Origin of the sequence: Roseateles violae (assembly GCF_030410485.1) — a bacterium.
Classification (GTDB): Bacteria; Pseudomonadota; Gammaproteobacteria; order Burkholderiales; family Burkholderiaceae_C; genus Roseateles_D; species Roseateles_D violae.
Genome location: NZ_JAUHHC010000003.1, coordinates 769,984 through 793,218 on the forward strand (window position 1 = coordinate 769,984; position 23,235 = coordinate 793,218).

The 23,235-nt window shown below is 69.4% G+C and carries 22 protein-coding genes; 8 read left to right on the plus strand and 14 right to left on the minus strand.

Annotated elements, in window-relative coordinates:
• Positions 1-65 precede the first annotated feature (65 nt).
• The 9 genes from QWJ38_RS13945 to def all read right to left on the minus strand — a co-directional run bounded on the left by QWJ38_RS13945 (position 66) and on the right by def (position 8,626).
• Complete coding sequence (locus tag QWJ38_RS13945; protein WP_290359687.1) at positions 66-2,375, minus strand: NADP-dependent malic enzyme; 2,310 nt, start codon at positions 2,373-2,375, stop codon at positions 66-68.
• Positions 2,376-2,499: 124 nt separating this feature from the next.
• Positions 2,500-3,693, minus strand: coding sequence for a phosphoglycerate kinase (locus tag QWJ38_RS13950; RefSeq protein ID WP_290359688.1), 1,194 nt, complete (start codon positions 3,691-3,693; stop codon positions 2,500-2,502).
• An 84-nt stretch (positions 3,694-3,777) separates the two neighbouring features.
• A complete protein-coding gene (locus tag QWJ38_RS13955; RefSeq protein WP_290359689.1) occupies positions 3,778-4,107 on the minus strand; it encodes an AzlD domain-containing protein in 330 nt (109 codons plus the stop codon).
• Entirely contained in the window at positions 4,104-4,844 is a 741-nt protein-coding gene (locus QWJ38_RS13960; protein ID WP_290359690.1) for an AzlC family ABC transporter permease, read from the minus strand. The genes QWJ38_RS13955 and QWJ38_RS13960 overlap by 4 nt, the downstream gene beginning before the upstream one ends.
• Positions 4,845-4,913: 69 nt before the next feature.
• Positions 4,914-5,675 (minus strand): head GIN domain-containing protein, encoded by a 762-nt coding sequence (locus QWJ38_RS13965; RefSeq protein ID WP_290359691.1) that lies wholly within the window; start codon positions 5,673-5,675, stop codon positions 4,914-4,916.
• A gap of 159 nt (positions 5,676-5,834) precedes the next feature.
• A complete protein-coding gene (locus tag QWJ38_RS13970; RefSeq protein WP_290359692.1) occupies positions 5,835-6,185 on the minus strand; it encodes a hypothetical protein in 351 nt (116 codons plus the stop codon).
• Between the two features lie 43 nt (positions 6,186-6,228).
• Positions 6,229-7,086: a zinc metalloprotease HtpX gene (gene htpX, locus QWJ38_RS13975; protein WP_290359693.1), complete on the minus strand. Its 858-nt coding sequence runs from the start codon at positions 7,084-7,086 to the stop codon at positions 6,229-6,231.
• Between the two features lie 69 nt (positions 7,087-7,155).
• Complete coding sequence (gene fmt, locus QWJ38_RS13980; RefSeq protein ID WP_290359694.1) at positions 7,156-8,103, minus strand: methionyl-tRNA formyltransferase; 948 nt, start codon at positions 8,101-8,103, stop codon at positions 7,156-7,158.
• Positions 8,104-8,113: 10 nt separating this feature from the next.
• Positions 8,114-8,626 carry a peptide deformylase gene (gene def, locus QWJ38_RS13985; RefSeq protein ID WP_290359695.1) on the minus strand — a complete coding sequence of 171 codons (513 nt, stop codon included), beginning with the start codon at positions 8,624-8,626 and terminating at the stop codon, positions 8,114-8,116.
• Between the two features lie 257 nt (positions 8,627-8,883).
• On the opposite strand from def, the gene QWJ38_RS13990 reads away from it, so the two are divergent.
• The 3 genes from QWJ38_RS13990 to QWJ38_RS14000 all read left to right on the plus strand — a co-directional run bounded on the left by QWJ38_RS13990 (position 8,884) and on the right by QWJ38_RS14000 (position 11,726).
• Positions 8,884-10,056, plus strand: a complete 1,173-nt coding sequence (locus QWJ38_RS13990; RefSeq protein WP_290359696.1) for a LysM peptidoglycan-binding domain-containing protein — start codon at positions 8,884-8,886, stop codon at positions 10,054-10,056.
• Between the two features lie 25 nt (positions 10,057-10,081).
• On the plus strand, positions 10,082-11,188 hold the full coding sequence (dprA, locus tag QWJ38_RS13995) for a DNA-processing protein DprA (RefSeq protein WP_290359810.1): 1,107 nt from the start codon (positions 10,082-10,084) through the stop codon (positions 11,186-11,188).
• Between the two features lie 85 nt (positions 11,189-11,273).
• On the plus strand, positions 11,274-11,726 hold the full coding sequence (locus QWJ38_RS14000) for a Smg family protein (protein ID WP_290359697.1): 453 nt from the start codon (positions 11,274-11,276) through the stop codon (positions 11,724-11,726).
• A gap of 33 nt (positions 11,727-11,759) precedes the next feature.
• On the opposite strand, the gene QWJ38_RS14005 is transcribed toward QWJ38_RS14000, so the two are convergent.
• The 4 genes from QWJ38_RS14005 to yajC all read right to left on the minus strand — a co-directional run bounded on the left by QWJ38_RS14005 (position 11,760) and on the right by yajC (position 17,520).
• Positions 11,760-14,123 (minus strand): DUF1631 family protein, encoded by a 2,364-nt coding sequence (locus tag QWJ38_RS14005; protein WP_290359698.1) that lies wholly within the window; start codon positions 14,121-14,123, stop codon positions 11,760-11,762.
• A 42-nt stretch (positions 14,124-14,165) separates the two neighbouring features.
• Positions 14,166-15,212: a protein translocase subunit SecF gene (gene secF, locus QWJ38_RS14010; protein WP_290359699.1), complete on the minus strand. Its 1,047-nt coding sequence runs from the start codon at positions 15,210-15,212 to the stop codon at positions 14,166-14,168.
• 14 nt (positions 15,213-15,226) lie between these two features.
• Positions 15,227-17,107: a protein translocase subunit SecD gene (gene secD, locus QWJ38_RS14015; protein ID WP_290359700.1), complete on the minus strand. Its 1,881-nt coding sequence runs from the start codon at positions 17,105-17,107 to the stop codon at positions 15,227-15,229.
• A gap of 92 nt (positions 17,108-17,199) precedes the next feature.
• The gene (gene yajC / locus QWJ38_RS14020; RefSeq protein ID WP_290359701.1) at positions 17,200-17,520 is read right to left on the minus strand and encodes a preprotein translocase subunit YajC; all 321 of its coding nucleotides are present in this window, start codon (positions 17,518-17,520) and stop codon (positions 17,200-17,202) included.
• Positions 17,521-17,754: 234 nt separating this feature from the next.
• Here yajC and QWJ38_RS14025 point away from each other — a divergent pair, with 234 nt between their 5' ends.
• Genes QWJ38_RS14025 through QWJ38_RS14035 form a run of 3 tightly spaced genes read left to right on the plus strand, consistent with a single transcriptional unit; the run spans position 17,755 to position 20,295 of the window.
• On the plus strand, positions 17,755-18,675 hold the full coding sequence (locus QWJ38_RS14025) for a dihydrodipicolinate synthase family protein (RefSeq protein ID WP_290359702.1): 921 nt from the start codon (positions 17,755-17,757) through the stop codon (positions 18,673-18,675).
• 19 nt (positions 18,676-18,694) lie between these two features.
• Positions 18,695-19,354, plus strand: coding sequence for a GntR family transcriptional regulator (locus QWJ38_RS14030; RefSeq protein WP_290359703.1), 660 nt, complete (start codon positions 18,695-18,697; stop codon positions 19,352-19,354).
• On the plus strand, positions 19,351-20,295 hold the full coding sequence (locus tag QWJ38_RS14035) for a 4-hydroxyproline epimerase (RefSeq protein ID WP_290359704.1): 945 nt from the start codon (positions 19,351-19,353) through the stop codon (positions 20,293-20,295). The genes QWJ38_RS14030 and QWJ38_RS14035 overlap by 4 nt, the downstream gene beginning before the upstream one ends.
• On the opposite strand, the gene QWJ38_RS14040 is transcribed toward QWJ38_RS14035, so the two are convergent.
• Positions 20,292-20,804, minus strand: a complete 513-nt coding sequence (locus tag QWJ38_RS14040; RefSeq protein WP_290359705.1) for a DUF2306 domain-containing protein — start codon at positions 20,802-20,804, stop codon at positions 20,292-20,294. The genes QWJ38_RS14035 and QWJ38_RS14040 overlap by 4 nt on opposite strands.
• A gap of 119 nt (positions 20,805-20,923) precedes the next feature.
• Here QWJ38_RS14040 and QWJ38_RS14045 point away from each other — a divergent pair, with 119 nt between their 5' ends.
• Positions 20,924-22,432: a glycine betaine ABC transporter substrate-binding protein gene (locus QWJ38_RS14045; RefSeq protein WP_434063979.1), complete on the plus strand. Its 1,509-nt coding sequence runs from the start codon at positions 20,924-20,926 to the stop codon at positions 22,430-22,432.
• Complete coding sequence (locus QWJ38_RS14050) at positions 22,429-23,235, plus strand: DUF72 domain-containing protein (protein ID WP_290359706.1); 807 nt, start codon at positions 22,429-22,431, stop codon at positions 23,233-23,235. The genes QWJ38_RS14045 and QWJ38_RS14050 overlap by 4 nt, the downstream gene beginning before the upstream one ends.

The window sequence follows — 23,235 nt, forward strand, 5'->3', positions numbered from 1 at the left end:
GTTACAAGCGAACAATTATGGGCCGCAATTAGAGCGGCCTCCCGGTTACCGCGGATTACAAGCGATCAGGACTTGCCCGCACGCACATCGGCCACCGCCAGCGCCGTCATATTGACGATGCGCCGCACCGTCGCCGACGGCGTCAGGATGTGCACCGGCGCGGCCGTGCCGAGCAGGATGGGGCCGACGGTGACGCCCTGGCCGGCGGTCATCTTCAGCACATTGAAGAGGATATTGGCCGCGTCCAGGGTAGGCAGCACCAGCAGATTGGCCGAGCCCTTGAGCCGGCTGTCCGGCAGAAAGCCCTGCCGCACCGCCTCGCTCAGCGCGGCATCGCCATGCATCTCGCCATCGCTCTCGATGTGCGGATGGGCCTGGGCGAACAGTTCCTGCGCGCGCCGCATCCTCAGCGCCGAGGGCCGCTTGCTGGAGCCGAACATCGAATGCGAGACGAAAGCCACCTTGGGCGGCAGGCCGAAACGCTGCAGCTCCTCGACCGCCATCGTCGCGATCTCGGCCAGCTGCTCGGCATCCGGCATGTCGTTGACGAAGGTGTCGGTCAGGAACAGCGTGCCGCGTTCCATCATCACCGCGTTCATCGTCGCGAAGCAATGCGCGCCCTCGCGCAGGCCGATCAGGTCGGCCACATGCTCCAGATGGTGGTCGAAGCGGCCGACCATGCCGCAGATCATCGCGTCCGCGTCGCCGAGCTTGATCGCCAGCGCACCGATGGTCGTGTTGGAGCGCCGCACCGCCGCCTTGGCCATCTCCGGCGTCACGCCCTGGCGGGACATGCGGCGGTGGTAGGTCTCCCAGTACAGGCGAAAGCGCGCGTCGTTGTCCGGATCGATCACCGCCACGTCCTGGCCCAGCTTCAGGCGCAGGCCGGCGCGCTGGATGCGCATCGCGATCACCTCCGGCCGGCCGATCAGGGTCGGCCTGGCCAGGCCCTCGTCCAGCACCACCTGCACCGCGCGCAAGACGCGCTCTTCCTCGCCCTCGGCATAGATCACCCGCGCCGGATTGGCCTTGGCCGCCGCAAACACCGGCCGCATGAACATGCTGGTCTGGTAGACGAAGCGCGTGAGCTCGTGCCGGTAGGCGTCCAGGTCCTTGATCGGCCGCGTCGCCACACCCGAGGCCTCGGCCGCGCGCGCCACCGCCGGCGCGATGCGCAGGATCAGCCGCGAGTCGAAGGGCTTGGGGATCAGGTAGTCGGGGCCGAAGGCCAGTTCCTCGCCGGCATAGGCGGCCGCCACCTCGTCGCTGGTCTCGGCCTTGGCCAAGTCGGCTATTTCCCGGACGCAGGCCAGCTTCATCTCCTCCGTGATCTTGGTAGCGCCGCAGTCCAGCGCGCCGCGGAAGATGTAGGGGAAGCACAGGACGTTGTTGACCTGGTTCGGATAGTCCGAGCGGCCGGTCGCGATGATGCAATCGGGCCGCACCGCCTTGGCCAGCTCGGGCCGGATCTCGGGCTCGGGATTGGCCAGGGCCAGGATGATGGGCTTGTCGGCCATGGTCTTGACCATGTCCTGCGTCAGCACGCCGGCGGCCGAGCAGCCGAGGAAGACGTCCGCGCCGGCCACCACCTCGGCCAGCGTCGTGGCCGTCGTGCGCTGGCAGTAGCGTTGCTTGCTCTCGTCCAGCTTGTCGCCACGGCCCTCGCGGATCACGCCCTTGGAGTCGACGACGAAGATGTTCTCGCGCGCGACGCCCAGGCCCACCATCACGTCCAGGCAGGCGATCGCGGCCGCGCCGGCGCCCGAAGTCACCAGCTTGACCTTGTCGATCGCCTTGCCGACCAGTTCCAGGCCGTTGAGCAGGGCCGCGGCGCTGATGATGGCCGTACCATGCTGATCGTCGTGGAAGACCGGGATGTTCATGCGCTCGCGCAGCTGCTTCTCGATGTAGAAGCATTCCGGCGCCTTGATGTCTTCCAGATTGACGCCGCCCAGCGTCGGCTCCATCGCCGCGATGATCTCGACCAGCTTGTCCGGGTCGCGCTCGGCCAGCTCGATGTCGAACACGTCGATGCCGGCGAACTTCTTGAACAGGCAGCCCTTGCCCTCCATCACCGGCTTGGCCGCCAGCGGGCCGATGTCACCCAGCCCAAGCACCGCCGTGCCGTTGGTGATCACGCCGACCAGATTGGCGCGCGAGGTGTAGTCGGCGGCCAGCGCCGGGTCCTGCTCGATATCGAGGCAGGGATAGGCGACGCCCGGCGAATAGGCCAGCGACAGGTCGCGCTGGTTGGACAGCGCCTTGGTCGGCGTGACCGAAATCTTGCCGCGCGTCGGCGTGCGGTGGTAGTCCAGCGCGGCCTCGCGCAGTGCGGCCTCGGCCGGCGACAAGGTCTTGTTGCCGTTCTGGTTCATCGGCTTGTCTCCTCAACTTCTTGGGGACAAGCAGATTACTCGCCTTATTGCACTCTTGCGATGCCTAGAGTTTTGACTGCCATGCAAAGATGGCAAGACGCAGGCGGGCCGAAGCCCGCCGAGCTCAGCCCGCCGCGCGCTTGGCCAGGATCTCGAAGGCCGGCAAGGTCTTGCCCTCCAGTACCTCGAGGAAGGCGCCACCGCCGGTGGAGATGTAGCCGACCTCCTTCTCGATGCCGTACTTGGCGATCGCGGCCAGGGTGTCGCCGCCGCCAGCGATGCTGAAGGCGTTCGAGGCGGCGATCGCGCGGGCGATGGTCTCGGTGCCCTGGGCGAAGGCGTCGAACTCGAACACGCCGACCGGGCCGTTCCAGACGATGGTGCCGGCGGCCTTCAGCTGCTCGGCCAGGATGGCGGCCGTCTGCGGGCCGATGTCCAGGATCAGGTCGTCCTCGGCCACCTCGTTGGCGGCCTTGACCGTGGCCGGTGCGTCGGCGGCAAAGGCCTTGGCGGTGACGACGTCGACCGGAATCGGCACCTCGGCACCGCGCGCCTTCATGGCGTCGATCACCGCCTTGGCCTCGCCCACCAGATCGGGCTCGGCCAGCGACTTGCCGATCGACAGGCCCGCCGCCAGCATGAAGGTGTTGGCGATGCCGCCGCCGACAATCAGGCCGTCGACATTGGCCGACAGCGACTTCAGGATGGTCAGCTTGGTCGAGACCTTGGAGCCGGCGACGATGGCGACCAGGGGCCGCTTCGGCGCGGCCAGGGCCTTGCTGATCGCGTCGATCTCGGCGGCCAGCAGCGGGCCGGCGCAGGCGATCGGTGCGAACTGGGCGATGCCATAGGTCGTGCCCTCGGCGCGGTGGGCGGTGCCGAAGGCGTCGTTGACATAGATGTCGCAGAGCTTGGCCAGCTTCTTCGCCAGCTCCTCGCTGTTCTTCTTCTCGCCCTTGTTGACGCGGCAGTTCTCCAGCAGCACCAGCTGGCCCGGCTGGACCTGGACGCCGTCCACCCAGTCCGCGACCACCGGCACCTCGCGGCCCAGCAGCTCGCCCATGCGCTTGGCGACCGGCGCCAGCGAGTCTTCCGGCTTGAACTCACCCTCGGTCGGGCGGCCCAGATGCGAGGTCACCATGACGGCCGCGCCGGCCTTCAGCGCGGCTTCGATGCAGGGCACCGAGGCGCGGATGCGGGTGTCCTCGGTGATGTTGCCCGCATCGTCCTGCGGCACATTGAGGTCGGCGCGGATGAAGACGCGCCGGCCGGCCACCTGGCCGGCTTGGATCAGATCGGTGAAACGCAGAACGTTCATGGGAGGGCTCGGATTGCAGTTGGAATTCGGGGCGGGCACGGGCCACGCAGCCCGCTAGCTTACCAAGCGGCCGGTACCACGCGATTACCAACCGAGGCCCAGGCGCAGGGCCAGCATCACGGCCGTGCCGCTGACGATGGTGCCCAGGATGCCCCGCTTCCAGAAAAAATAGGCGGTGGCGACGGCGGTGGCATAGAGCCGCGCGTCCTGCCAGGTCGAGATCAGCTGGCCCTGCGTCATCACGATCTCGGGCACGATGACGGCGGCCAGCGCCGCCAGCGGCGCATAGCGCAGGCCCTGCTTGGCCCAGTCGGGAATCGGCAGCTCGCGCTTGGGGATCAGGAAGAAGCTGCGCGTCAGCAAGGTGATCAGCCCCATGCCGATGATGGCCAGCACCGTCTCCCAGGGGCTCATGCGGTCTGCTCCTGTCTGCCTTTCGGCTCCGGCAGCCAGTGCTCCAGCAGCAGGCCGGCGGCCACCGCCGCGGCGATCGCGACGACGATGTTCAGCCGCAGCGGCAGCGCATAGGCAGCCACCGCCGCGCAGCCGGCCACGGCCGCGGTGACCCAGGTATTGCGGTCCTTCAACAGCGAATAGGACAGGCCCAGCAGCGCCAGCACGCCGGCAAAGCCCAGGCCCCACTCGGTCGGCACATGGTTGGCCAGCAGGATGCCGGCGATCGCCGGCAGCTGCCAGGCGGCCCAGTTCAAGGCGACACCGCCCCAGAAATACGGCTCCTGCTCGGGCGCCGGCCGCGGCTCCGGGAAGCGTTTCAGGAAGGCGACGTAGTTCAGATCGGCGGCGAAATAGGACAGGGTCAGCCGCTTCCAGCGCGGCAGGTGGCCGAAATACAGCCGCCACTGCGCGCTGAAGATGACGAAGCGCAGATTGACGCAGAAGGCGGTCGCCCACAGCACCCACATCGGCGCGCCGCTGGCGATCAGCGGCAGCGAGGCCAGCTGCGAACTGCCGGCAAAGACCACCAGACTCATCAAGAGCGCCAGCCAGATCGAGAGCCCGCTCTTGACCATCGCGACCCCGGTCACCAGGCCCCAGGCCGAGATGCCCAGGGTGATGCCCATCATCTCGCGCGCGCCGCGTTTGAACTCCGGATGGCGCGGCTGCGCCGCCAAATAGCTGAAAAGGCCCATCCGCGCATTGTCGTATGGGCCTAGGGTTTACACCGGTCGCGCGTGCGACAGGCGGCCCGCTGTGCTTTTTTATTTGTCGAGCTTCTTGACCTTGCCGCTGCCGGCCACCGACATCGAGATCTCGGGCGAGCCGGCATAGGACACGTCGCCACTGCCGGCGATCGAGACATTGAGCTTCTTGACGGCCGTCACCTTGGCGTCGCCGCTGCCGGCGATACTGACCTTGACCTCGTCGGCCTCCAGCGCACGCGCCTTGACGTCGCCCGAGCCGGCCACCGACACGCTCAGCTGCTGCGTGCGGCCGGCCGCGACGACGTCGCCGCTGCCCGAGACCTTGAGGCCCAGGCGCTCGCTCTCGAGCTTGTCGAAGATGATGTTGCCGGAGCCGGAGATGCTAGCCTCGACGGCCGGCGTCTTCATCGCCTCGACCTTGATGTCGCCCGAGCCGGCAATCGAGATCGAGCGCAGCTGCGGCATGTCCAGCACCAGCTGCGGCGTGATCGTCGTGTGCAGGTTGTAGCCGCGCTTGGGCGAGACCTCCAGCACCCGGCCCTTGCTGCCCTCGACGACCTTGGTCTCGAAATAGGCCAGCAGATTGTTGTCGGCCTTCAGCTCCAGCCGGTTGCTAGCGCCCTGGCGGATCAGCACCTTGAAACCGCCGCTGGTCGAGATGCCGTCGAAGACGCCGACCTCGCGCACCTCGCTGCCGGCCTCGCCCGAGCCGTTGATGCGCTCGCCGCTGGCGTTCCAGCTCCAGGCTTGGGCCGAGCCGGCACCGGCCAGCAGGGCGGCGGTGGCAATGATCAGAAGGCGGCGCTGCTTGTTCGACATGATGGGGGCTCCTCGTTGACGCGATGTCGTGGTTGAGGATTCCATCATGCGCGGCCGCCCTGCGGCGCCGAAGCCCGGCACGACGGATTGCAGGATTGGAGGCGCCGTCTGCCGGCGCGCGGGGGCCAGCGGTTCGACGGCGCGGCGCTCAGTGGGCGCTCAGTGCGATTTCTTGGCGCCGGACTTGGCGGCCGGCGCCTCGTCCTCGTCCTCGTCGCGCTTGCCCGGCTCAGTGCGCGGCACGACGGGGGCGACGCCCTCGAGCTTGTTCTCGCGCATGTACTCGTCCATCTCGCGCCAGCCGGCGAACACGGCCGCCTTCGGCGCCTTGGGGTTCAGCGCATAGCAGTCCTCGATCGCCCGAACGGCATGGCGGCAGGCGCTGCCGACGGCGCGGCCCTCGGCCTCGCGGGCCGCGGCCAGCTTGACCGGGTCGTCGATGCCCAGCTGGTCGCAGGCGGCGAGCGCAGCAAGCAGGGGCAGGACGGCGAGGGCGAAACGGCGCTTCATGCCCAAGGCTATCGGCGCCGGCGCGGGATTCTTTAGCCCGCGATCAGCGCCGCAGGCCGCCGGCCGCCATCGCCATCAGGCGCTCGATCCGTTCCTCGGTCGACGGATGGGTGCTGAACAGGCCCTTGATGCCGCCGCCGGAGAGCGGATTCATGATCATCATCTGGGCCGTCTCGGGGTGGCGCTCGGCCGCCTCCAGGGGGATGCCCTGCGCATAGCGGTGGATCTTGTGGAGCGCCGAGGCCAGCGCCTGCGGGTCGCCCGAGATCTCGGCGCCGCCGCGGTCCGCCTCGAACTCGCGCGCGCGGCTGATCGCCATCTGGATCAGGCTGGCGGCGATCGGCGCCAGGATGGCGACCAGCAGGCCCACCAGCGGATTGGCCGGCCGGCCCTCGCTGTCGCGGCCGCCGAAGAACATCGCGAAGTTGGCCAGCATCGAGATCGCGCCGGCCATGGTCGCGCTGACGGTGGAGATCAGGATGTCGCGGTGCTTCACATGGGCCAGCTCATGCGCCATCACGCCGCGCAGCTCGGCGGCGGACAGCACGCGCAGGATGCCGGTCGTTGCGGCGACGGCCGCATGCTCGGGATTGCGGCCGGTGGCAAAGGCGTTCGGCGCGTCCTCGTCAATCAGATAGACGCGCGGCATCGGCAGCTCGGCGCGTGCGCTGAGCTCGCGCACCATGCCGTAGAACTGCGGCGCCGAGGTCTCGTCGACCTCGCGCGCGTTGTACATCTTCAGCACCATGGTGTCGGAGAACCAGTAGCTGAAGAAGTTCATGCCCAGCGCAACCAGCAGGGCCAGCATCATGCCGGTGCGCCCGCCGATCATGGCGCCGATCGCCATGAACAGCGCGGTGATCGCGGCCATCAGGATGGCGGTCTTCATCAGATTGAACATCGCGGTCCTCGTTCGTCTTCCGTCGTCATTGGCGGATCAAGGCGGCAGATGGTGTCGCCGGGGCCGATTTCAAGCGAATCGCTCGCCGGCGGCAATCGGCCGGGCCTGAAGAAAGGCCTGAGCCGGCAGGCGCTTGCCGCCGGCGCGCTGCAGCTCGCTCAGGCGCAGCGCCTGTTCGCCGCAGGCGACGACCGGGCCCCGCTCGTCGACGCTCAGCACCGTGCCGGGCTCGCCCGCGCCGGGGCAGACCTCGCCGCGCCAGACCTTGATCGCCTCCTCACCCAGCGTCGCCAGGCCGCCCGGGAAGGGGTCGAAGGCGCGCAGCCGGCGCTCGATCTGCGCGGCCGGCTGCGACCAGGCGATCTGCGCCTCGGCCTTCTCGATCTTGTGGGCGTAAGTGACGCCCTCGGCCGGCTGCGGCGTGGCCGTCAGCGCACCGCAGGCGGCGATCTCGAGCGCCTCGACGATCAGGCGGCCGCCCAGCGCGGCCAGCCGGTCGTGCAGCGCTGCCGTCGTGTCCTCCGGCTGGATGGCCAGGCGCTCGACCAGCAGCATGTCGCCGGTGTCCAGGCCCGCGTCCATCTGCATGATGGTGATGCCGGTCTCGGCATCGCCGGCCTCGATCGCGCGGTGGATCGGAGCGGCACCGCGCCAGCGCGGCAGCAGCGAGGCGTGGATGTTCAGGCAGCCCAGGCGCGGCAGATCGAGCACCCATTGCGGCAGGATCAGGCCGTAGGCGGCGACGATCATCACATCGGGCCTGGCATCGAGCAGCGCCTGGCGGGCGGTGGCCGCCTCATCCGGGTATTTGCCGTCGAGCCTGAGGCTCCTGGGCTGCGCCACCGCGATGCCCTGGACCTGGGCCAGCTGCTTGACCTTTGATGCCTGCTGCTTCATGCCGCGGCCGGCCGGGCGATCCGGCTGGGTCAGCACCAGCGGCACGCTGAAGCCCGCATTCAGCAGCCGGGCCAGCGCCGTGGCCGCGAACTCGGGAGTGCCGGCAAAGACGACGCGCATGGCCGGCACCTCAGCCGCGCTGCTCGTCGCGGGCCTTCTTGATCAGCTTGGTCTTGATGCGATCGCGCTTCAAGGGGCTCAGGTATTCGACGAAGACCTTGCCCATCAGATGATCCATCTCGTGCTGGACGCAGACCGCCAGCAGGCCCTCGGCCTCGAACTCATGCGGCTGGCCGTCGCGGCCCAGCGCGCGCACGGTGACCTTCGAGTGCCGCTTGACCTTGTCGTAGATCGTCGGCACGGAGAGGCAGCCCTCCTCGCCGTCGACCCAGTCCTCGCTGGTGGCGACCAACTCCGGGTTGATCAGCACGCGCGGCTCGTTGCGATCGCTCGAGGTGTCGATGACGACGACGCGTTCATGCACGTCGACCTGGGTGGCGGCCAAGCCGACGCCGTCGGCCGCATACATGGTCTCCAGCATATCGTCGACCAGCTGGCGGATGCGCCCGTCGACCTCGGCCACCGGTTTCGCGACCAGATGCAGTTTCGGGTCCGGGTATTTCAGGATATTCAGTATCGCCATCGGATTTGCGTTGTGGATACAGCACAACGCCTGTTTGTAAGTGCTTGCAAGAGCAGCTGGGCCCCTGCGCCATTCATTGCGATCCCTGCCCAAATGGGGGCAGAATCTCCAAAAAGTTAGGGGTATTTTATCGACCCGGTAAAAACCCGGTGCACCGACGCCCGGGTTTGCCGAAACGCCGCGGCGATCAGGACCCCATGGCGAGACCCAGAATTATCAGTCCAACCGGCCGCTGACCATGCGGGAGAGAGCGCTCGATGCCCTTTTGTGATTCCCAGAAGAAAACGATCCTGCGCGGCGCCCTGGCCCTGAGTTTGCTGAGCCTGGCGCTGGCCGGAGCCCAGGCCACCACCTATCCCGTCACCCCCGAGCAGCGCGCAACCGCCGAGAAGGTCGCCCAGGCCGGCGTGCCGCTGAGCGAGCTGGCGCCCGACGCGCCCGACTCGCACACGGTCAAGCCCGGCGACACCTTGTGGGACATCTCCAAGCTGTTCCTGAAGAGCCCCTGGCGCTGGCCCGAGCTCTGGGGCATGAACCGCGAGCAGATCGCCAATCCGCACCTGATCTACCCGGGCCAGCTGCTGCTGCTGGTCAAGCAGGACGGCCGCGCCAGCCTGCAGCTGGCGCAGAACCGCGGCGCCGGTGGCACCGAGGGCACGGTCAAGCTGTCGCCGCAGGTGCGCAGCTCGGCGGTCGACAACAGCGCGATCGCGGCCATCCCGTTGACCCTGATCGTGCCCTTCCTGGCCGATGCGGTCGTCTTCGACACCGACGAGCTGGCGACGGCGCCGCGCATCGTCGCCACACCCGAAAACCATGTGCTGCTGGCGCGCGGCGACAAGGCCTACGCGCGCGGCGATCTGAGCCAGGCGACCGACTACCGCATCTTTCGCAACACCAAGCCGCTGGTCGACCCGGCCACCGGCGAGGTGCTCGGCTTCGAGGCGCCTTACCTGGGCACGGCCGAGTTGGTCCAGCCCGACCAGAGCCGCAGCCTGCCCGACGGCAAGCTCGAGGTGGTGCCGGCCACCGTGCAGATCAAGCAGGTGCGCAAGGAGATCGGCGTCGGCGACCGGCTCTCGCCGGTGCCGCAGCGCAGCTTCGACCGCTATGTGCCGCATGCGCCGGCCCAGCCGGTCGCCGGCCAGATCATCTCCATCTATGGCGAGGCGCTGCACGCCGGCCAGAACCAGATCGTCGCGCTGAACCGCGGCGAGCGCGACGGCATGGAACGCGGCCATGTGCTGGCGCTGTGGAAGGCCGGCCGCTACACGCTGGACCGCACCGGCGAAAAGCCGGAGCAGATGCGCCTGCCCGACGAGCGCCAGGGCATCCTGTTCGTGTTCCAGGTCTACCAGCGCGTGTCCTACGCGCTGATCATCACGGCCAGCGACGCGGTGCGCCCCGGCGACCGCTTCACCCAGCCCTGAGGCCCGCGCCCGGCGTCGCGCGATGATCGAGCGCGATGAGCTAGGCAGCTGGCTGCGGCTGCTGGAAACGCCGGGCATCGGGCTCGAAAGCGCGCGCCGCCTGCTGGCCGCCGCCGGCTCACCGCAGCGGGTGTTCGAGCTGCCCGGCGCCGTGCGGCGCCAGCTGCTGACGGCGAAGCAGCAGGACGCCCTGGCGCAGCCGCCGGCCGCGCTGCCGGCGCTGCTGGCGCAGACCTGGGCCTGGCTGCAGGCGGACGCCGCGCACGACATCCTGCTGCTGGGCGACGCCGACTATCCGGAGCCGCTGCTGCAGACGGCCGATCCGCCGCTGCTGCTCTATCTGCAGGGCCGGCGCGAGACCTTGCGGCGGCGGCCGGCGCTGGCCATCGTCGGCAGCCGCAGCCCCAGCGCCCAGGGCCGGGACAATGCGCGCGCCTTCGCCGAGGCGCTAGCGGGCGCCGGCCTGACCATCGTCTCGGGCCTGGCGCTGGGCATCGATGGCGCTGCCCACGAGGGCGCGCTGGCCGCCGGCGGGGCGACGATCGCCGTCGTCGGCACCGGCCTGGACCAGGTCTACCCCCGCCGCCACCAGCCGCTGGCCGCGGCGATCGCCGCGCAGGGGCTGATCGTCAGCGAATATCCGCCGGGCATGCCGGCGCTGGCCGCCAACTTCCCGCGCCGCAACCGCATCATTGCCGGCCTGACCCAGGGCTGCCTGGTCGTCGAGGCGGCGCTGCAATCGGGCTCGCTGATCACCGCCCGGCTGGCCAGCGAGGCCGGCCGCGAGGTGTTCGCCATCCCCGGCTCCATCCACTCGCCGCAAAGCCGTGGCTGCCATGCGCTGATCCGCCAGGGCGCCAAGCTGGTCGAGAACGTCGACGACGTGCTGGGCGAACTGCCGGCCGCGAGCCCGGCCATCCCCCCGACCGACGCCGGCGAGCCGGCCGCCGAGAACGAGGAGCAGCGGCGGCTGCTGCAGATGATGGGCTTCGAGCCGGTCTCGCTGGACGCCTTGCAGGCGCGCGGCGGCTGGGATGCGGCCACGCTCAGCGCGCTGCTGCTGGAGCTGGAGCTGGCCGGCCAGGTCGCGCGCCTGGCCGGCCAGCTGTTCCAGCGCCGCGCCCAGGCCTGAAACAGGCGCCGAACCGGCCCTGGCAGCGCGCCCCGCAGGGCTTTTCGGGCCTCGGGCCTCGAAGCGGCTCGGTTATCATCGGCCCATGTTCGACGTGCTCGTCTATCTCTACGAAACCTACTGGCGACCGGACGCCTGCCCGGATCACGCCCAGCTGACGCGCAAATTGTCGGCCGTTGGCTTCGAGAGCGACGAAATCCAGGAGGCCCTGTCCTGGCTGGACGGCCTGGCCGCCGCCGCCGCCTCGCACCAGGGCCAGCAGGGCCCGCTGGCGCTGCGCGTCTACACGCCGGCCGAGCTCGATCATCTGGGCGAGCCCTCGGTCGGTTTCATCAGCTTTCTGGCCTCGGCCGGCGTGCTGCCGCCACCGATGCGCGAGATGGTGATCGACCGCGCGATGGCCATTCCCGGCGCACCGATGGACCTCGAGGACCTGAAGATCATCGTGCTGATGGTGTTCTGGAGCCTGGGCGAGGAGCCCGATGCGCTGATCCTCGACGAGCTCTTTGTCGCGCCCGAAGACCGGCTGATCCACTGAAGCAAGGGCCGCCGCAGCGGCCTTTTTTTCGTCTCAGTTCAGCAGGCGTTGCGGATCAACGTCCAGCTTGGCCAGCGCATTGCGCGTGGCCTTGACCGTCAGCGCCTCCTCCTGCGCCGGCAGCAGCAGGCCGGCCTGCAGGAAGGCGGCGACACGGCCCAGCTGGAACAACACGCCGCGGCCCTGCGGGGTGACGAAGAGCATCAGCTGGCGGCGCATGCCGCGCCAGGCCAGTTGCACGACCTCGTTGCGGCCGCGGTAGTCCAGCATGTACCAGCTGCCGATCTGCAGCTCGCGCGCCCAGGCCAGCATCGCCGGCGTCGGCGCCGAGCCACCCTCGGCAACGACCTCCAGCCCGTCGGATTCGTGGCCGGACAGATCGCGCACGATCGATTCGTTAATCTGCAGCTCGCCCTCGCCCTCGGGCAGCAGCGCCTCCAGGGTTTCCAGCTGCGCCATCAGCTCGTCCAGGCGCTCGCGCGGGATCGGCGCCGTCTTGGCGGTGAAGGCGGCGGCCAGCGCGTTGTTCAGGTCGCGCACATGCTCGTTCTGGCGCTCGACCTGCAGGCCCGCATGGCCCATGCCGTCGCGCAGGGTCTTCAAGAGCGGCGGCAGCCGGCGTATCACCTCGGCGCGCTCCTCGCGCGAGACCTTGGCACTGGCCGACCAGATCAGGTCCGCGGCGGCGCGCTTCATCGCCTTGGTGGTGTCCGACTGCGCGCCGGTGCGCACCGCGGTGACGGCCAGCACATCGGCCCAGACCTGGAACAGGAACTCGCGCACGCCATCCTGCACCGGCACCTCGTTGAGCATCTTGCGCAGCTCGATCGTGTACTGGATCGCCAGCGTCTCGCGCTGCTCGACCTGCTGGGCCAACGATACGCCCTTCATCGAGGCCTGGTTCTCTTTCTCGAAGTAATGGTCGAGGAATTTCTCGAATTCGGTCAGCACCGTCGCGAACACGCGCCGACCGGTGTCGGGATAGGCCTCGACGACCTGGACCACGCGCTTGATCTCGCGCTCGACCGCCTCGGCGACGGCGCCGGGTGCGCTGGCCGAGCTGGTGCTGAAGCCCATCACGCAGGCGCCCATGCGGTCGATCAGCTGGCGCGCCGGATGGTCGGTGGCGGCGAAGAAGTCCGGCTCGCTGACCGCCACCCGCAGCACCGGCATCTGCAGGCGCGCGAACCAGACCCGCACCGCGGCCGGGATGTGCTCCTCGGTCAGGATGCTCTGGAACATCATCGCCACGATCTCGATCGTCGCGCGCTCGGCCGGCGTGTCGGCGGCGCGCTTGAGCACCTGCTTGAGCGCCTGCGTGCGGCTCTTCAGCTCCTCGAGCTGCTGCGGCGCCTCGGCCTGCGTGACCTCGGCGTCGGCGCGGCGCTGCAGCGCGTCCTGCGCATGCTTGATCGCGGCGGTCAGGCGCGGCGTGGCGACCGGGCCGGCTGCCGGGGCGGGCCGCGAACCGGCGGCGCCGGCGGGCGCATGGGCCGGCGCCGGTCCGCGCGCCAGCGACTGCGGCTGCGTCGCGGCAAAACCCGGTACCTGGCGACCGACGACGCGCTGCAGCTGCTGCAGCACCTCCTCGGCCTGGCTGCTGGCGGCGCTGCGCGCGGCGGGTTCGGCCGGCGGCGCCGGCAGCGGCGCGCTGGCAACCGGCACCGGGCCGCTCGCGTTCTGCGCCGGCGACTGGGTCGCCACGAAGCCCGGCGCGAGGCTGGCCGCGCCGGCCGCCTGCGGCGAGCGGCGGATGAAGGGGCGCAGATCGACCTCGGGCAGCACGCCCTGCGCGATCAGCCAGCGGTTGGTCTCGTGATAGGCCTCGCCCAGCAGCTGGGCGAACTCCTCGTGCAGCTCGTTCTGCAGCATCTGCCAGACCGAGTCATCCAGGCCGGCGCGCGTCCAGGCGTCCAGCGCCAGCCGGGCGATGCAATGGGCGCGCATCAGGTCCTGCGGGTCCAGGTCCTCATGCGCCTCCAGCATCTGCATGCGGGTGCGCAGATCGGTGAACTCCCAGGTCGCGCGATCCATCATCGCCAGACTCAGCCGCGAGCCGGTGATCTCGCGCTCGATCGTGTCGTCGTCGACCAGGGCCATCTTGCCGGAGCTGCTCCCATTGGCGGCGACCGGCGCCGCCTGCTCGGGCAGGCCGTAGACGGCCGCATGGCGCAGGCCGCTGATGAAGCCGGCGATCCAGGCCGCGCCATGGCGGTTCCATGATTGCACGCCGTCGCGGCGCGCCACCATCACCGGATATTCGGCCGGCAGCAGCAGCAGCTGGGCGGTCTGGTGATTCAGCGTGCCGCCCAGCGCCGTCATGCCGCGCACCAGCGCCTCGATGTAGACGCGCCGCGCCTGTGAGGCCAGGGCCTTGTTGCGGGCGGCTGCGGTCATGGAGGCGATGCGGGTCTGGGGCTGTGGGTGGGCGAAATGACTCTACACCACGGCGCCGGCGTTCGGATCGTCCGGATCTTCCTTGTTCAGCGGCAGCTTCACCAGATCCTCGCGCTTGACGCCCAGCCACATCGCGATCGCCGCGGCGACGAAGACCGAGGAGTAGATGCCGAAGCAGATGCCGATGGTCAGCGCGACCGCAAAGTAATGCAGGGTCGGGCCGCCGAAGATCAGCATCGACAGCACCACCAGCTGGGTGCAGCCGTGGGTGATGATGGTGCGGCTGATGGTCGAGGTGATCGCATGATCGATCACCTCGTGCGTGTTCAGCTTGCGGAACCTGCGGAAGGCCTCGCGCACGCGGTCGAAGATCACCACCGACTCGTTGACCGAATAGCCGAGCACGGCCAGCACCGCCGCCAGCACCGCCAGCGAGAACTCCCACTGGAAGTAGGCGAAGAAGCCCAGGATGATGACCACGTCGTGCAGGTTGGCGATGATGCCGGCGACGCCGAACTTCCACTCGAAGCGGATCGCCAGGTAGATGACGATGCCCAGCACGGTGAAGCCCAGGGCCTTGGCGGCGTCCCAGGCCAGCTCCTCGCCGACGGCCGGTCCGACGACCTCGGAGCGCGAGAGCTTGATCGGCTCGGCTTGCGCGGCCCCGGCCGCCGAACTCGTGCAGACCTGCTTGCTGATCGACTCACCCTTGTCGGTGACCTGCTGCTGCTGGCTGATCGTGCCGGACTCGGCCTTGCACAGCTCGGCGAAGACCTTGTCGACCACCTCGGTCTGCTTCTCGCCCGGGCGCACCGGCAGGCGGATCATCACGTCGCGCGAGCTGCCGAAGTTCTGCACCTGGACCTCGCCATAGCCCATCTTCTCGATCACCTGGCGGGTCTTCTCGATCTCGGCGGCGCGCGGGTACTCGACCTCGATCACCGTGCCGCCGGTGAACTCGATCGAGAAATGCAGGCCGCGCGTGGCGAGGAAGAAGACGGCGGCGGCGAAGGTCAGGAAGGACACCACGTTGAGGATCAACGCGTACTTCATGAACGGGATATCCCGTCGGATGCGGAACAGTTCCATTGCTTGCGGCTCCGTCAGGCCTTGACCGCGGGCTTGTCGGCCTCGCTGGTCTCGGGTTCGGGTTTCCAGACCTGACCAATCGACAGGGACTTGAGTTTCTTCTGGCGGCCGTACCAGAGGTTGGCCAGCGCGCGCGAGAACACGACCGACGAGAACATCGAGGTCAGGATGCCCAGGCAGTGGACGACGGCAAAGCCCTTGACCGGGCCGGAACCGAAGGCCAGCAGCGCCACGCCGGCGATCAGCGTCGTCACGTTCGAGTCCAGGATGGTCGCGAAGGCGCGCTCGTAGCCGAGGTTGATCGCCGCCTGCGGCGAGACGCCGGCACGCAGCTCTTCGCGGATGCGCTCGTTGATCAGCACGTTGGCGTCGATCGCCATGCCCAAGACCAGGGCGATGGCGGCGATGCCCGGCAGCGACAGCGTCGCCTGCAGCATCGACAGCACGGCCACCAGCAGGAGCAGGTTGAAGCCCAGGGCCAGCGCCGAGAAGGCGCCGAACAGCATGTAGTACAGGCACATGAAAGCGGCCACGGCGACGAAGCCGCCGATCACGCTGTGGATGCCCTTGGCGATGTTCTCGGCGCCGAGGCTCGGGCCGATGGTGCGCTCCTCGATGATCTCCATCGGCGCGGCCAGCGAGCCGGCGCGCAGCAGCAGCGCGGTGTCGGCGGCCTCCTGCGTGCTCATCGCACCGGAAATCTGGAAGCTGTTGCCCAGCTCGCCGCGGATGGACGGCGCCGTCACGACCTCGCCCTTGCCCTTCTCGAACAGGATGATGGCCATGCGCTTGCCGATGTTCTCGCGCGAGATGTCCTTCATGATGCGCGCGCCCTTGGCATCGACCTTCAGGTGCACGGCGGGATTGTGGTTCTCGTCGAAGCCCGGCTGCGCATCGTTCAGGTTGTCGCCGGTCAGCACGACATTGCGCTTGACGATGATGGCGCCGAAGCCGCGATCAACGAAGCGCTCGGTACCGAAGGGCACGGGGCCGCTGCCGTTCAGGGCCGCCTGCGCCTCGGCGCTGTCGTCGACCATGCGCAGCTCCAGCGTCGCCGTGCGGCCGATGATGTCCTTGGCCTTGGCCGTGTCCTGCACGCCCGGCAACTGGACAACGACGCGGTCCAGGCCCTGCTGCTGGATCACCGGCTCGGCGACGCCCAGCTCGTTGACGCGGTTGTGCAAGGTGGTGATGTTCTGCTTCAGCGCCGCTTCCTGCACCGCCACCATGGCCTTGGGCTTGAGGCCGCCGGACAGGCCGCCATCGGCGGTCGGCGTCCACTGCACATCGGGCAGCTGATCGCTCAGCAGATTCAGCGCCTGCTGGCGGATCTCCGGCTCGCGGAAGGCGATGAGGACGTTATTGCCGTCGCGGCTGATGCCGGCGTGGCGGATGTTCTTGTCGCGCAGCATGGTGCGCACGTCGCCGGTCAGCGACTCGGCCTTCTTGGTCAGCGCCGACTTCATGTCGACCTGCATCAGGAAGTGCACGCCGCCGCGCAGGTCCAGGCCCAGGTACATCGGGAAGGCATGCAGGCGGGCCAGCCATTGCGGCGAGCGCGACAGCAGGTTCAGCGCGACGATATAGGTCGGCTCGGCCGCATCCGGATTCAGCGCCTGGCTGATCGCATCCTTGGCCTTGATCTGCGTGTCGGTGTCGGCAAAGCGCGCCTTGACCGAGTTGCCCTCGAACTGGACGAAGTCGGCCTGGATCTGCGCCTTCTTGAGCGCCTCTTCCACCCGCGCGGCCAGGCCGGCATCGACCTTGACGGTGACCTTGGCGCTGGAGACCTGCACGGCCGGGGCCTCGCCGAAGAAGTTCGGCAAGGTGTAGATGGTGCCGATCAGCAGCGCGATGACGAGGATCGCGTACTTCCACAGCGGATAACGGTTCATGGATGCATCCTCTGAAGCCCGGCACGGCTCGGCTTGCTACCGGGCGCCGTGCGGGCGCTGCCGCGTCGGGCAGCCTGGCCGGGGGCCGGTACTTACTTGACGGTGCCCTTGGGCAACACCTGGACGACGGCACCGCGCTGCACCTGCAGCTCGACGCCGGCGGCGACCTCCAGCGTCAGATAGCTCTCGCCGACCTTGCTGATCTTGCCCAGCAGGCCGCCCGAGGTGACGACCTCGTCGCCCTTGACGATCGCCTCGATCATGGCCTTGTGCTCCTTCTGGCGCTTCATCTGCGGCCGGATCATCACGAAGTACAGCACCACGAACATCAGCACCAGCGGCAGCATGCTCAGGAGGCTGGACTCGCCACCGGCGGCACCGGCGGTCTGGGCGAAAGCATTGGAGATAAACACGTCAAATTCCTCTGAAAGGGACGCGCGCGCCTGGCGGATGCCGGCGGGCGGTTGAACGGCGGATTGTATGCGGTGGACGCGGACGCCCCTGGCCCCGGTCCCGGCCGCAACTGGGGTTGATGGTCCGGCGGACCAATCCGGTCTAACCCTCGGAACAGCCACCTCCAAGCCGGGCTTGACGCCCGTCCTTCTGCGATTTATCGTTAAATATATTTGCAGCATATCGGAGCCAGCATGCCCACCGACCCCCTGCCGCGCTGGCGCGGCGTCTTCCCCGCCGTCACGACCAAATTCCTCGCCGACGAGGCGCTGGACATCGCGGCGATGGAGCGCCACTTCGAATTCCAGATCGCCGCTGGCGTCGACGGCCTGGTGACCGGGGGCTCGCTGGGCGAAGCCAGCACCCTGACGCTGGACGAAAAGCTCGAGGTCGCCGCGACCGCCCTGCGCGTCGCCGCCGGCCGGGTGCCGGTGCTGGCCAATGTGTCGGAGACCAGTACGCGGGCGGCGCTGCGCTATGTCGAGGGCGCGGCCCGGCTGGGCGTGCAGGGCCTGATGCTGATGCCGGCGGTGCTCTACCCGGCCGATGCGCGCGAAGCGATGGCCAATGTGCGCACCATCGCCGAGGCGGCCGCGCTGCCGGTGATGGTCTACAACAACCCGGTGTCGTATCGCGTCGACCTGAAGCCCGATGACTTCGCCGAGCTGGCCGACTGCCGCTGGCTGGTCGCGATCAAGGAGTCCAGCGACGACGTGCGTCGCCTGACCGATCTGCGCAACCGGCTCGGCACGCGCTACCAGCTATTCATCGGCGTGGACGACCTTGCCTTCGAGGGCCTGGCCCTGGGCTGCGACGGCCTCCTGGCGGGCCTATGCGACGCCTTCCCGGCCGAGACGGTGGCGCTGTACCGGCTGATGCGGCAGCGCCGCTACGAAGAGGCGCTGGCGCTGTACCAATGGTTCACCCCGCTGCTGCATCTCGATGTGTCGAGCAAGCTGGTGCAGAACATCAAGCTGGCCGAGGCCCTGGTCGGCGTCGGCAACGAGATCGTGCGCCGCCCGCGCCTGCCGCTGGCCGGCGCCGAGCGCGCGCGCGTGCAGGCCCTCGTCGAGCGGGCGCTGGCGACGCGGCCCGATCTGCAGCGCCTGCTCTGAAGCAGGCGATGATGGCGGCATGGACACCGAACAGGACTACAAGAAACCGGAGCGCCGCGTCGCCGACCTGGCCTACGAGGCGGTCGAGTCGCTGATCGCCACGCTGGCGCTGCGCCCCGGCGCCCCCATCGTCGAGGCCGAGCTGATCGAACGCACCGGCCTGGGCCGCACGCCGACCCGCGAGGCGCTGATGCGCCTGGTCGCCAACGGCCTGATCGTGCAGCTGCCGCGCCGCGGCCTCCTGGTCAGCGACATCCAACTGGCCCAGCACCTGGACCTGCTGGAGGCGCGGCGCGTGCTCGAGCGCCTGATCGCCGCCACCTCGGCCCGCCGCGCGACGCCGCCGCAGCGCGAGGCGCTGCTGGCCGCCGCGGAGACGATGAGCACCGCCGCCGCGGCCGGCGACCTGGCCGCCTATATGCGCGCCGACCAGGCGCTGGACCGCATCAACCACGCCGCCTGCCGCAACCCGGCCGCCGTCGCCGCCGTCGTGCCCATGGTGATCCAGTGCCGGCGCTTCTGGTACGCCTACCAGCACCAGGGCGATATCGGCGAAGGCGCGCGCTGCCACCAGGCGCTGGCGCAGGCGATTGCCGCCGGCCGGCAGGACGAGGCCGCCGCCGCCAGCGACGCGCTGATGGACTATCTGCGCCGCTTCGCGCAACAGGTGATCGAATGAACGCCAGCCGCCCGACCCGCATCATCGATTCGCACACCGGCGGCGAGCCGACGCGGGTGATTGTCGCCGGCGGCCCGGATCTGGGCGGCGGCAGCATGGCCGAGCGCCTGCAGCGCTTTCGCGCCGAGCACGATCACTGGCGCCGCGCGGTCGCGCTGGAGCCGCGCGGCTCCGACGTGATCGTCGGCGCCCTGCTTTGCGCGCCGGCGCAGCCGGGCAGCGCGGCCGGCGTGATCTTCTTCAACAACGTCGGCTATCTGGGCATGTGCGGCCACGGCAGCATCGGCCTGATCGCGACCCTGGCCTGGCTGGGCCGCATCGCGCCCGGCCAGCACCGCATCGACACGCCGGTGGGCCCGATCAGCGCGAGCCTGCATGCCGACGGCCGGGTCAGCATCGCCAATGTGCCGGCCTACCGCCATGCGCGGCGGGTCGCGGTCGAGTTCGGCGGCCGCAGCGTCCACGGCGACATCGCCTGGGGCGGCAACTGGTTCTTCCTCTGCGAGGACCATGGCCTCCTGCTGGAGGCGGCGCGCGTCGAGGCGCTGACCGAATTCGCCTGGGGGCTGCGCCAGGCGCTGCGCGCGCAAGGCATCAGCGGGGCGGCCGGCGCCGAGATCGACCATATCGAGCTGGTCTCGGCCGCCCACGACCCGGCCAACAGCGGCCGCAACTTCGTGCTCTGCCCCGGCAAGGCCTGGGACCGCAGCCCCTGCGGCACCGGCACCAGCGCCAAGCTGGCCTGCCTGGCGGCCGAGGGCAAGCTGGCGCCGGGCGCGCTCTGGCGCCAGGAAAGCGTGATCGGCAGCGTGTTCGAGGCGTCCTACGCGGAAGGGCCCGAGGGCCAGGTTTTGCCGACCATCGCCGGCCGCGCCCACATCACGCTGGACGCGCAGCTGGTCTTCGAGGACGAGGATCCCTTCGCCTGGGGCTTGCGCTAGGCGGCCAGCGCCGCGCCACCGGCGCCGAGCCGGCGGCGCAGGCGCCGCAGCTGCAGCGTCACGCCGACGATCAGCAACATGAAAAGCAGGCCCGCCACCGCCTGCAGCTGCGGCGCCTCCGGGCTGGCCAGCAAGGGCGCGCCGAGCGGCAGCCGCGTCGTCGTCTCGGTGATGGCGGGAATCCAATGGAACATGAAGCTGGTCGAGTAGGCGACCACCTCCACATAGGGCGCGGCGCGGCCGAACCAGCCCAGGCGGCCGGCCCCCCAGGCGATGCCCAGCACGATCAGGGTCAGCACGCCCAGGGCATGCGGCTTGCCGAAGCCGCCATGGGCGAAGATGCCGAAGCCGGTCAGGCAGGTCAACACCGTCGCCCACAGATAGAGGCGGCCGATGCGATTGCCGGAAACGATCTGCCCGTCGCGCGCCAGCGCGATCAGGCCGGCGGCAACGGCGACAAGACTGATCGCCGTATGGACGATGCCCAGATTGGAGAGTCCTGATGACATCTGCAGCTCCTGCGGGTGAGGAAGAAACCGGACCGCCGCGATGGTGGCCGAACGCGCGGCGACTGTCGAGGCGGCTCCCCTAGGTTGACCGCGCTCGGCGCTTCACCGATGCTGTCCATATGCACCGTTACTGTGCCTTTCTGATCGGCGCCCTCCTGCTGTGCCTCATGCCGGCCTGGGCACGGGACGATGCAGCAAGCCTGCGCATCGGCTCCAAGCGTTTCACCGAGTCCTACATCCTGGCCGAGCTGCTGGCGCAGACGGCGCGGCCGCATGCGCCGGCCGTCGAGCTGAAGCCCGGCCTGGGCAATACGGCCATCGTCTACGCGGCGCTGCGCAACGGCAGCATCGATCTCTACCCGGAGTACCTGGGCACCATCGATCAGGAGATCCTGCAGAACCGCGGCGGCGGGCCGGCCTCGCTGGCGGCGGTGCGCGAGCGCCTGCGGCCGCTGGGCCTGGGCGTGGACATCGCCTTCGGCTTCAACGACGGCTACGCGCTGGCCATGCGCGCCGACACGGCCGCGCGCCTGGGCATCGTCAGGCTGTCCGACCTGGCCCGTCACCCCGGGCTGCGGCTGGCGCTGAGCAACGAGTTCATCGGCCGCGCCGACGGCTGGGCTGGCCTGGCCGCGCGCTACGGCCTGCCGCACAAGCCCAGCGGTCTGGACCATGGCCTGGCCTACGACGCGCTAGTCTCCAGGCAGGTCGATGTGATCGACATCTACACCACCGACGCCAAGATCGCCCATCTGGGCCTGACGGTGCTGGCCGACGATGGCGCCTATTTCCCGCGTTATGACGCGGTCGTGCTGTACCGGCTCGATGTGCCCCAGCGCTTTCCGCAGGCCTGGTCGGCGCTGCAGCGCCTGGCCGGCAGCATCGACGAGACGGCGATGATCGCGATGAACGCGCAGGCCGAACTGCAGGGCATGGGTTTCGATGCGATCGCCGCCGCGCACCTGGCCGGCCGCCCCGAATCCGACACGCAGCGCGGCCTCTGGGCCAAGCTCTTCGGCCCGGACCTGCTGCGCCTGAGCGGCCAGCATCTGGGCCTGGTGCTGGCCGCCGTCGCGCTGGCGGTGCTGGTCGGCGTGCCGCTGGCCGTCGCGGTCGCGCCCTATCCGGGCCCGCGCGCCTTCGTGCTCGGCGCCAGCGGCCTGCTGCAGACGGTGCCCTCGCTGGCCCTGCTGGCCGCGCTGATCAGCTGGGTCGACCGCATCGGCGCGCTGCCGGCCCTGCTGGCGCTGACGCTCTACGCGCTGCTGCCCATCATGCGCAATACCTGCACCGGCCTGGCCGAGGTGCCGGCCGGGCTGAAGCTGGCCGGCATGGCCCTGGGCCTGAGCAGCGCGCAGCGCCTGCGCCTGATCGAGCTGCCGCTGGCCCTGCCGACGATCACCGCCGGCGTGCGCACCGCCACCAGCATCGCCGTCGGCACGGCGACGATTGCCGCCTTCATCGGCGCCGGCGGTTATGGCGAGCGCATCGTCACCGGCCTGGCGTTGAACGACAAGCAGCTGCTGCTGGCCGGCGCGCTGCCGGCGGCGGCGCTGGCGCTGGCCTTCGAGGGATTGTTCGGCCTGCTGGCCTGGCGACAGAAACGCAAGAAGGAGCAATGGCAATGAGCGAGACGAATCCAAGCATCCGCGTCGGCATCGGCGGCTGGAATTTCGAGCCCTGGCGCGACAACTTCTATCCCAAGGGCTGGCCGCAGCAGCGCGAGCTCGAGTACGCGAGCCGCCAGCTCAGTGCGATCGAGATCAACAGCACCTACTACAGCTCGCAAAAGCCCAGCACCTTCGCGAAATGGCGCGAGGACACGCCGGACGATTTCATGTTCTCGCTGAAGGCCTCGCGCTTCGCGACCAACCGCCGCGTGCTGGCCGAGGCCGGCGAATCGGTGCAGCGCTTCGTCGGCAGCGGCATCGCCGAGCTGGCGGCCAAGCTGGGGCCTATCGTCTGGCAGTTCGCGCCCAGCAAGCGTTTCGAGCCGGAGGACTTCGAGGCCTTTCTGAAGCTGCTGCCGGCGAGCGTGGACGGCATCGCGCTGCGCCATGCGCTCGATGTGCGGCACGAGAGCTTCCGCTGCGCCGAGTATCTGGCCCTGGCGCGGCGCTACCGGGCGGGCACGGTGTTCACCGACTCGGACGACTATCCGCCCATCGCCGACATCACCGGCAACTTCGTCTACACGCGCATGATGCGCACGCGGAGCGAACTGCCCGAGGGCTGCACGGCCGAGGTGCTGGACGCGCTGGCCGATTGCGGCCGGGCCTGGGCCGCCGGCCGGGAGCCCGAGGGCCTCCCAAAAGTAGAAAACACGCCGGCGGCCGGGCAACCACGCGACGTGTTCATGTTCTTCATCAGTGGCGCCAAGGAGCGGGCGCCGGCCGCGGCGATGGCCTTGCGCCAGCGCCTGCAGCGCTGA

What these genes read in the sequence shown, in the direction of transcription:
- QWJ38_RS13945 (WP_290359687.1), bottom strand. Translation starts at nt 2,375, where the DNA reads ATGAACCAGAACGGCAACAAGACCTTGTCGCCGGCCGAGGCCGCACTG.
- QWJ38_RS13955 (WP_290359689.1), bottom strand. Translation starts at nt 4,107, where the DNA reads ATGAGCCCCTGGGAGACGGTGCTGGCCATCATCGGCATGGGGCTGATC.
- QWJ38_RS13965 (WP_290359691.1), bottom strand. Translation starts at nt 5,675, where the DNA reads ATGTCGAACAAGCAGCGCCGCCTTCTGATCATTGCCACCGCCGCCCTG.
- secD (WP_290359700.1), bottom strand. Translation starts at nt 17,107, where the DNA reads ATGAACCGTTATCCGCTGTGGAAGTACGCGATCCTCGTCATCGCGCTG.
- QWJ38_RS13960 (WP_290359690.1), bottom strand. Translation starts at nt 4,844, where the DNA reads ATGGGCCTTTTCAGCTATTTGGCGGCGCAGCCGCGCCATCCGGAGTTC.
- def (WP_290359695.1), bottom strand. Translation starts at nt 8,626, where the DNA reads ATGGCGATACTGAATATCCTGAAATACCCGGACCCGAAACTGCATCTG.
- htpX (WP_290359693.1), bottom strand. Translation starts at nt 7,086, where the DNA reads ATGTTCAATCTGATGAAGACCGCCATCCTGATGGCCGCGATCACCGCG.
- QWJ38_RS14005 (WP_290359698.1), bottom strand. Translation starts at nt 14,123, where the DNA reads ATGACCGCAGCCGCCCGCAACAAGGCCCTGGCCTCACAGGCGCGGCGC.
- fmt (WP_290359694.1), bottom strand. Translation starts at nt 8,103, where the DNA reads ATGCGCGTCGTCTTTGCCGGCACTCCCGAGTTCGCGGCCACGGCGCTG.
- QWJ38_RS14030 (WP_290359703.1), top strand. Translation starts at nt 18,695, where the DNA reads ATGGACACCGAACAGGACTACAAGAAACCGGAGCGCCGCGTCGCCGAC.
- QWJ38_RS13970 (WP_290359692.1), bottom strand. Translation starts at nt 6,185, where the DNA reads ATGAAGCGCCGTTTCGCCCTCGCCGTCCTGCCCCTGCTTGCTGCGCTC.
- QWJ38_RS14035 (WP_290359704.1), top strand. Translation starts at nt 19,351, where the DNA reads ATGAACGCCAGCCGCCCGACCCGCATCATCGATTCGCACACCGGCGGC.
- QWJ38_RS14045 (WP_434063979.1), top strand. Translation starts at nt 20,924, where the DNA reads ATGCACCGTTACTGTGCCTTTCTGATCGGCGCCCTCCTGCTGTGCCTC.
- QWJ38_RS14000 (WP_290359697.1), top strand. Translation starts at nt 11,274, where the DNA reads ATGTTCGACGTGCTCGTCTATCTCTACGAAACCTACTGGCGACCGGAC.
- QWJ38_RS14050 (WP_290359706.1), top strand. Translation starts at nt 22,429, where the DNA reads ATGAGCGAGACGAATCCAAGCATCCGCGTCGGCATCGGCGGCTGGAAT.
- QWJ38_RS14040 (WP_290359705.1), bottom strand. Translation starts at nt 20,804, where the DNA reads ATGTCATCAGGACTCTCCAATCTGGGCATCGTCCATACGGCGATCAGT.
- secF (WP_290359699.1), bottom strand. Translation starts at nt 15,212, where the DNA reads ATGGAACTGTTCCGCATCCGACGGGATATCCCGTTCATGAAGTACGCG.
- QWJ38_RS13950 (WP_290359688.1), bottom strand. Translation starts at nt 3,693, where the DNA reads ATGAACGTTCTGCGTTTCACCGATCTGATCCAAGCCGGCCAGGTGGCC.
- QWJ38_RS13990 (WP_290359696.1), top strand. Translation starts at nt 8,884, where the DNA reads ATGCCCTTTTGTGATTCCCAGAAGAAAACGATCCTGCGCGGCGCCCTG.
- QWJ38_RS14025 (WP_290359702.1), top strand. Translation starts at nt 17,755, where the DNA reads ATGCCCACCGACCCCCTGCCGCGCTGGCGCGGCGTCTTCCCCGCCGTC.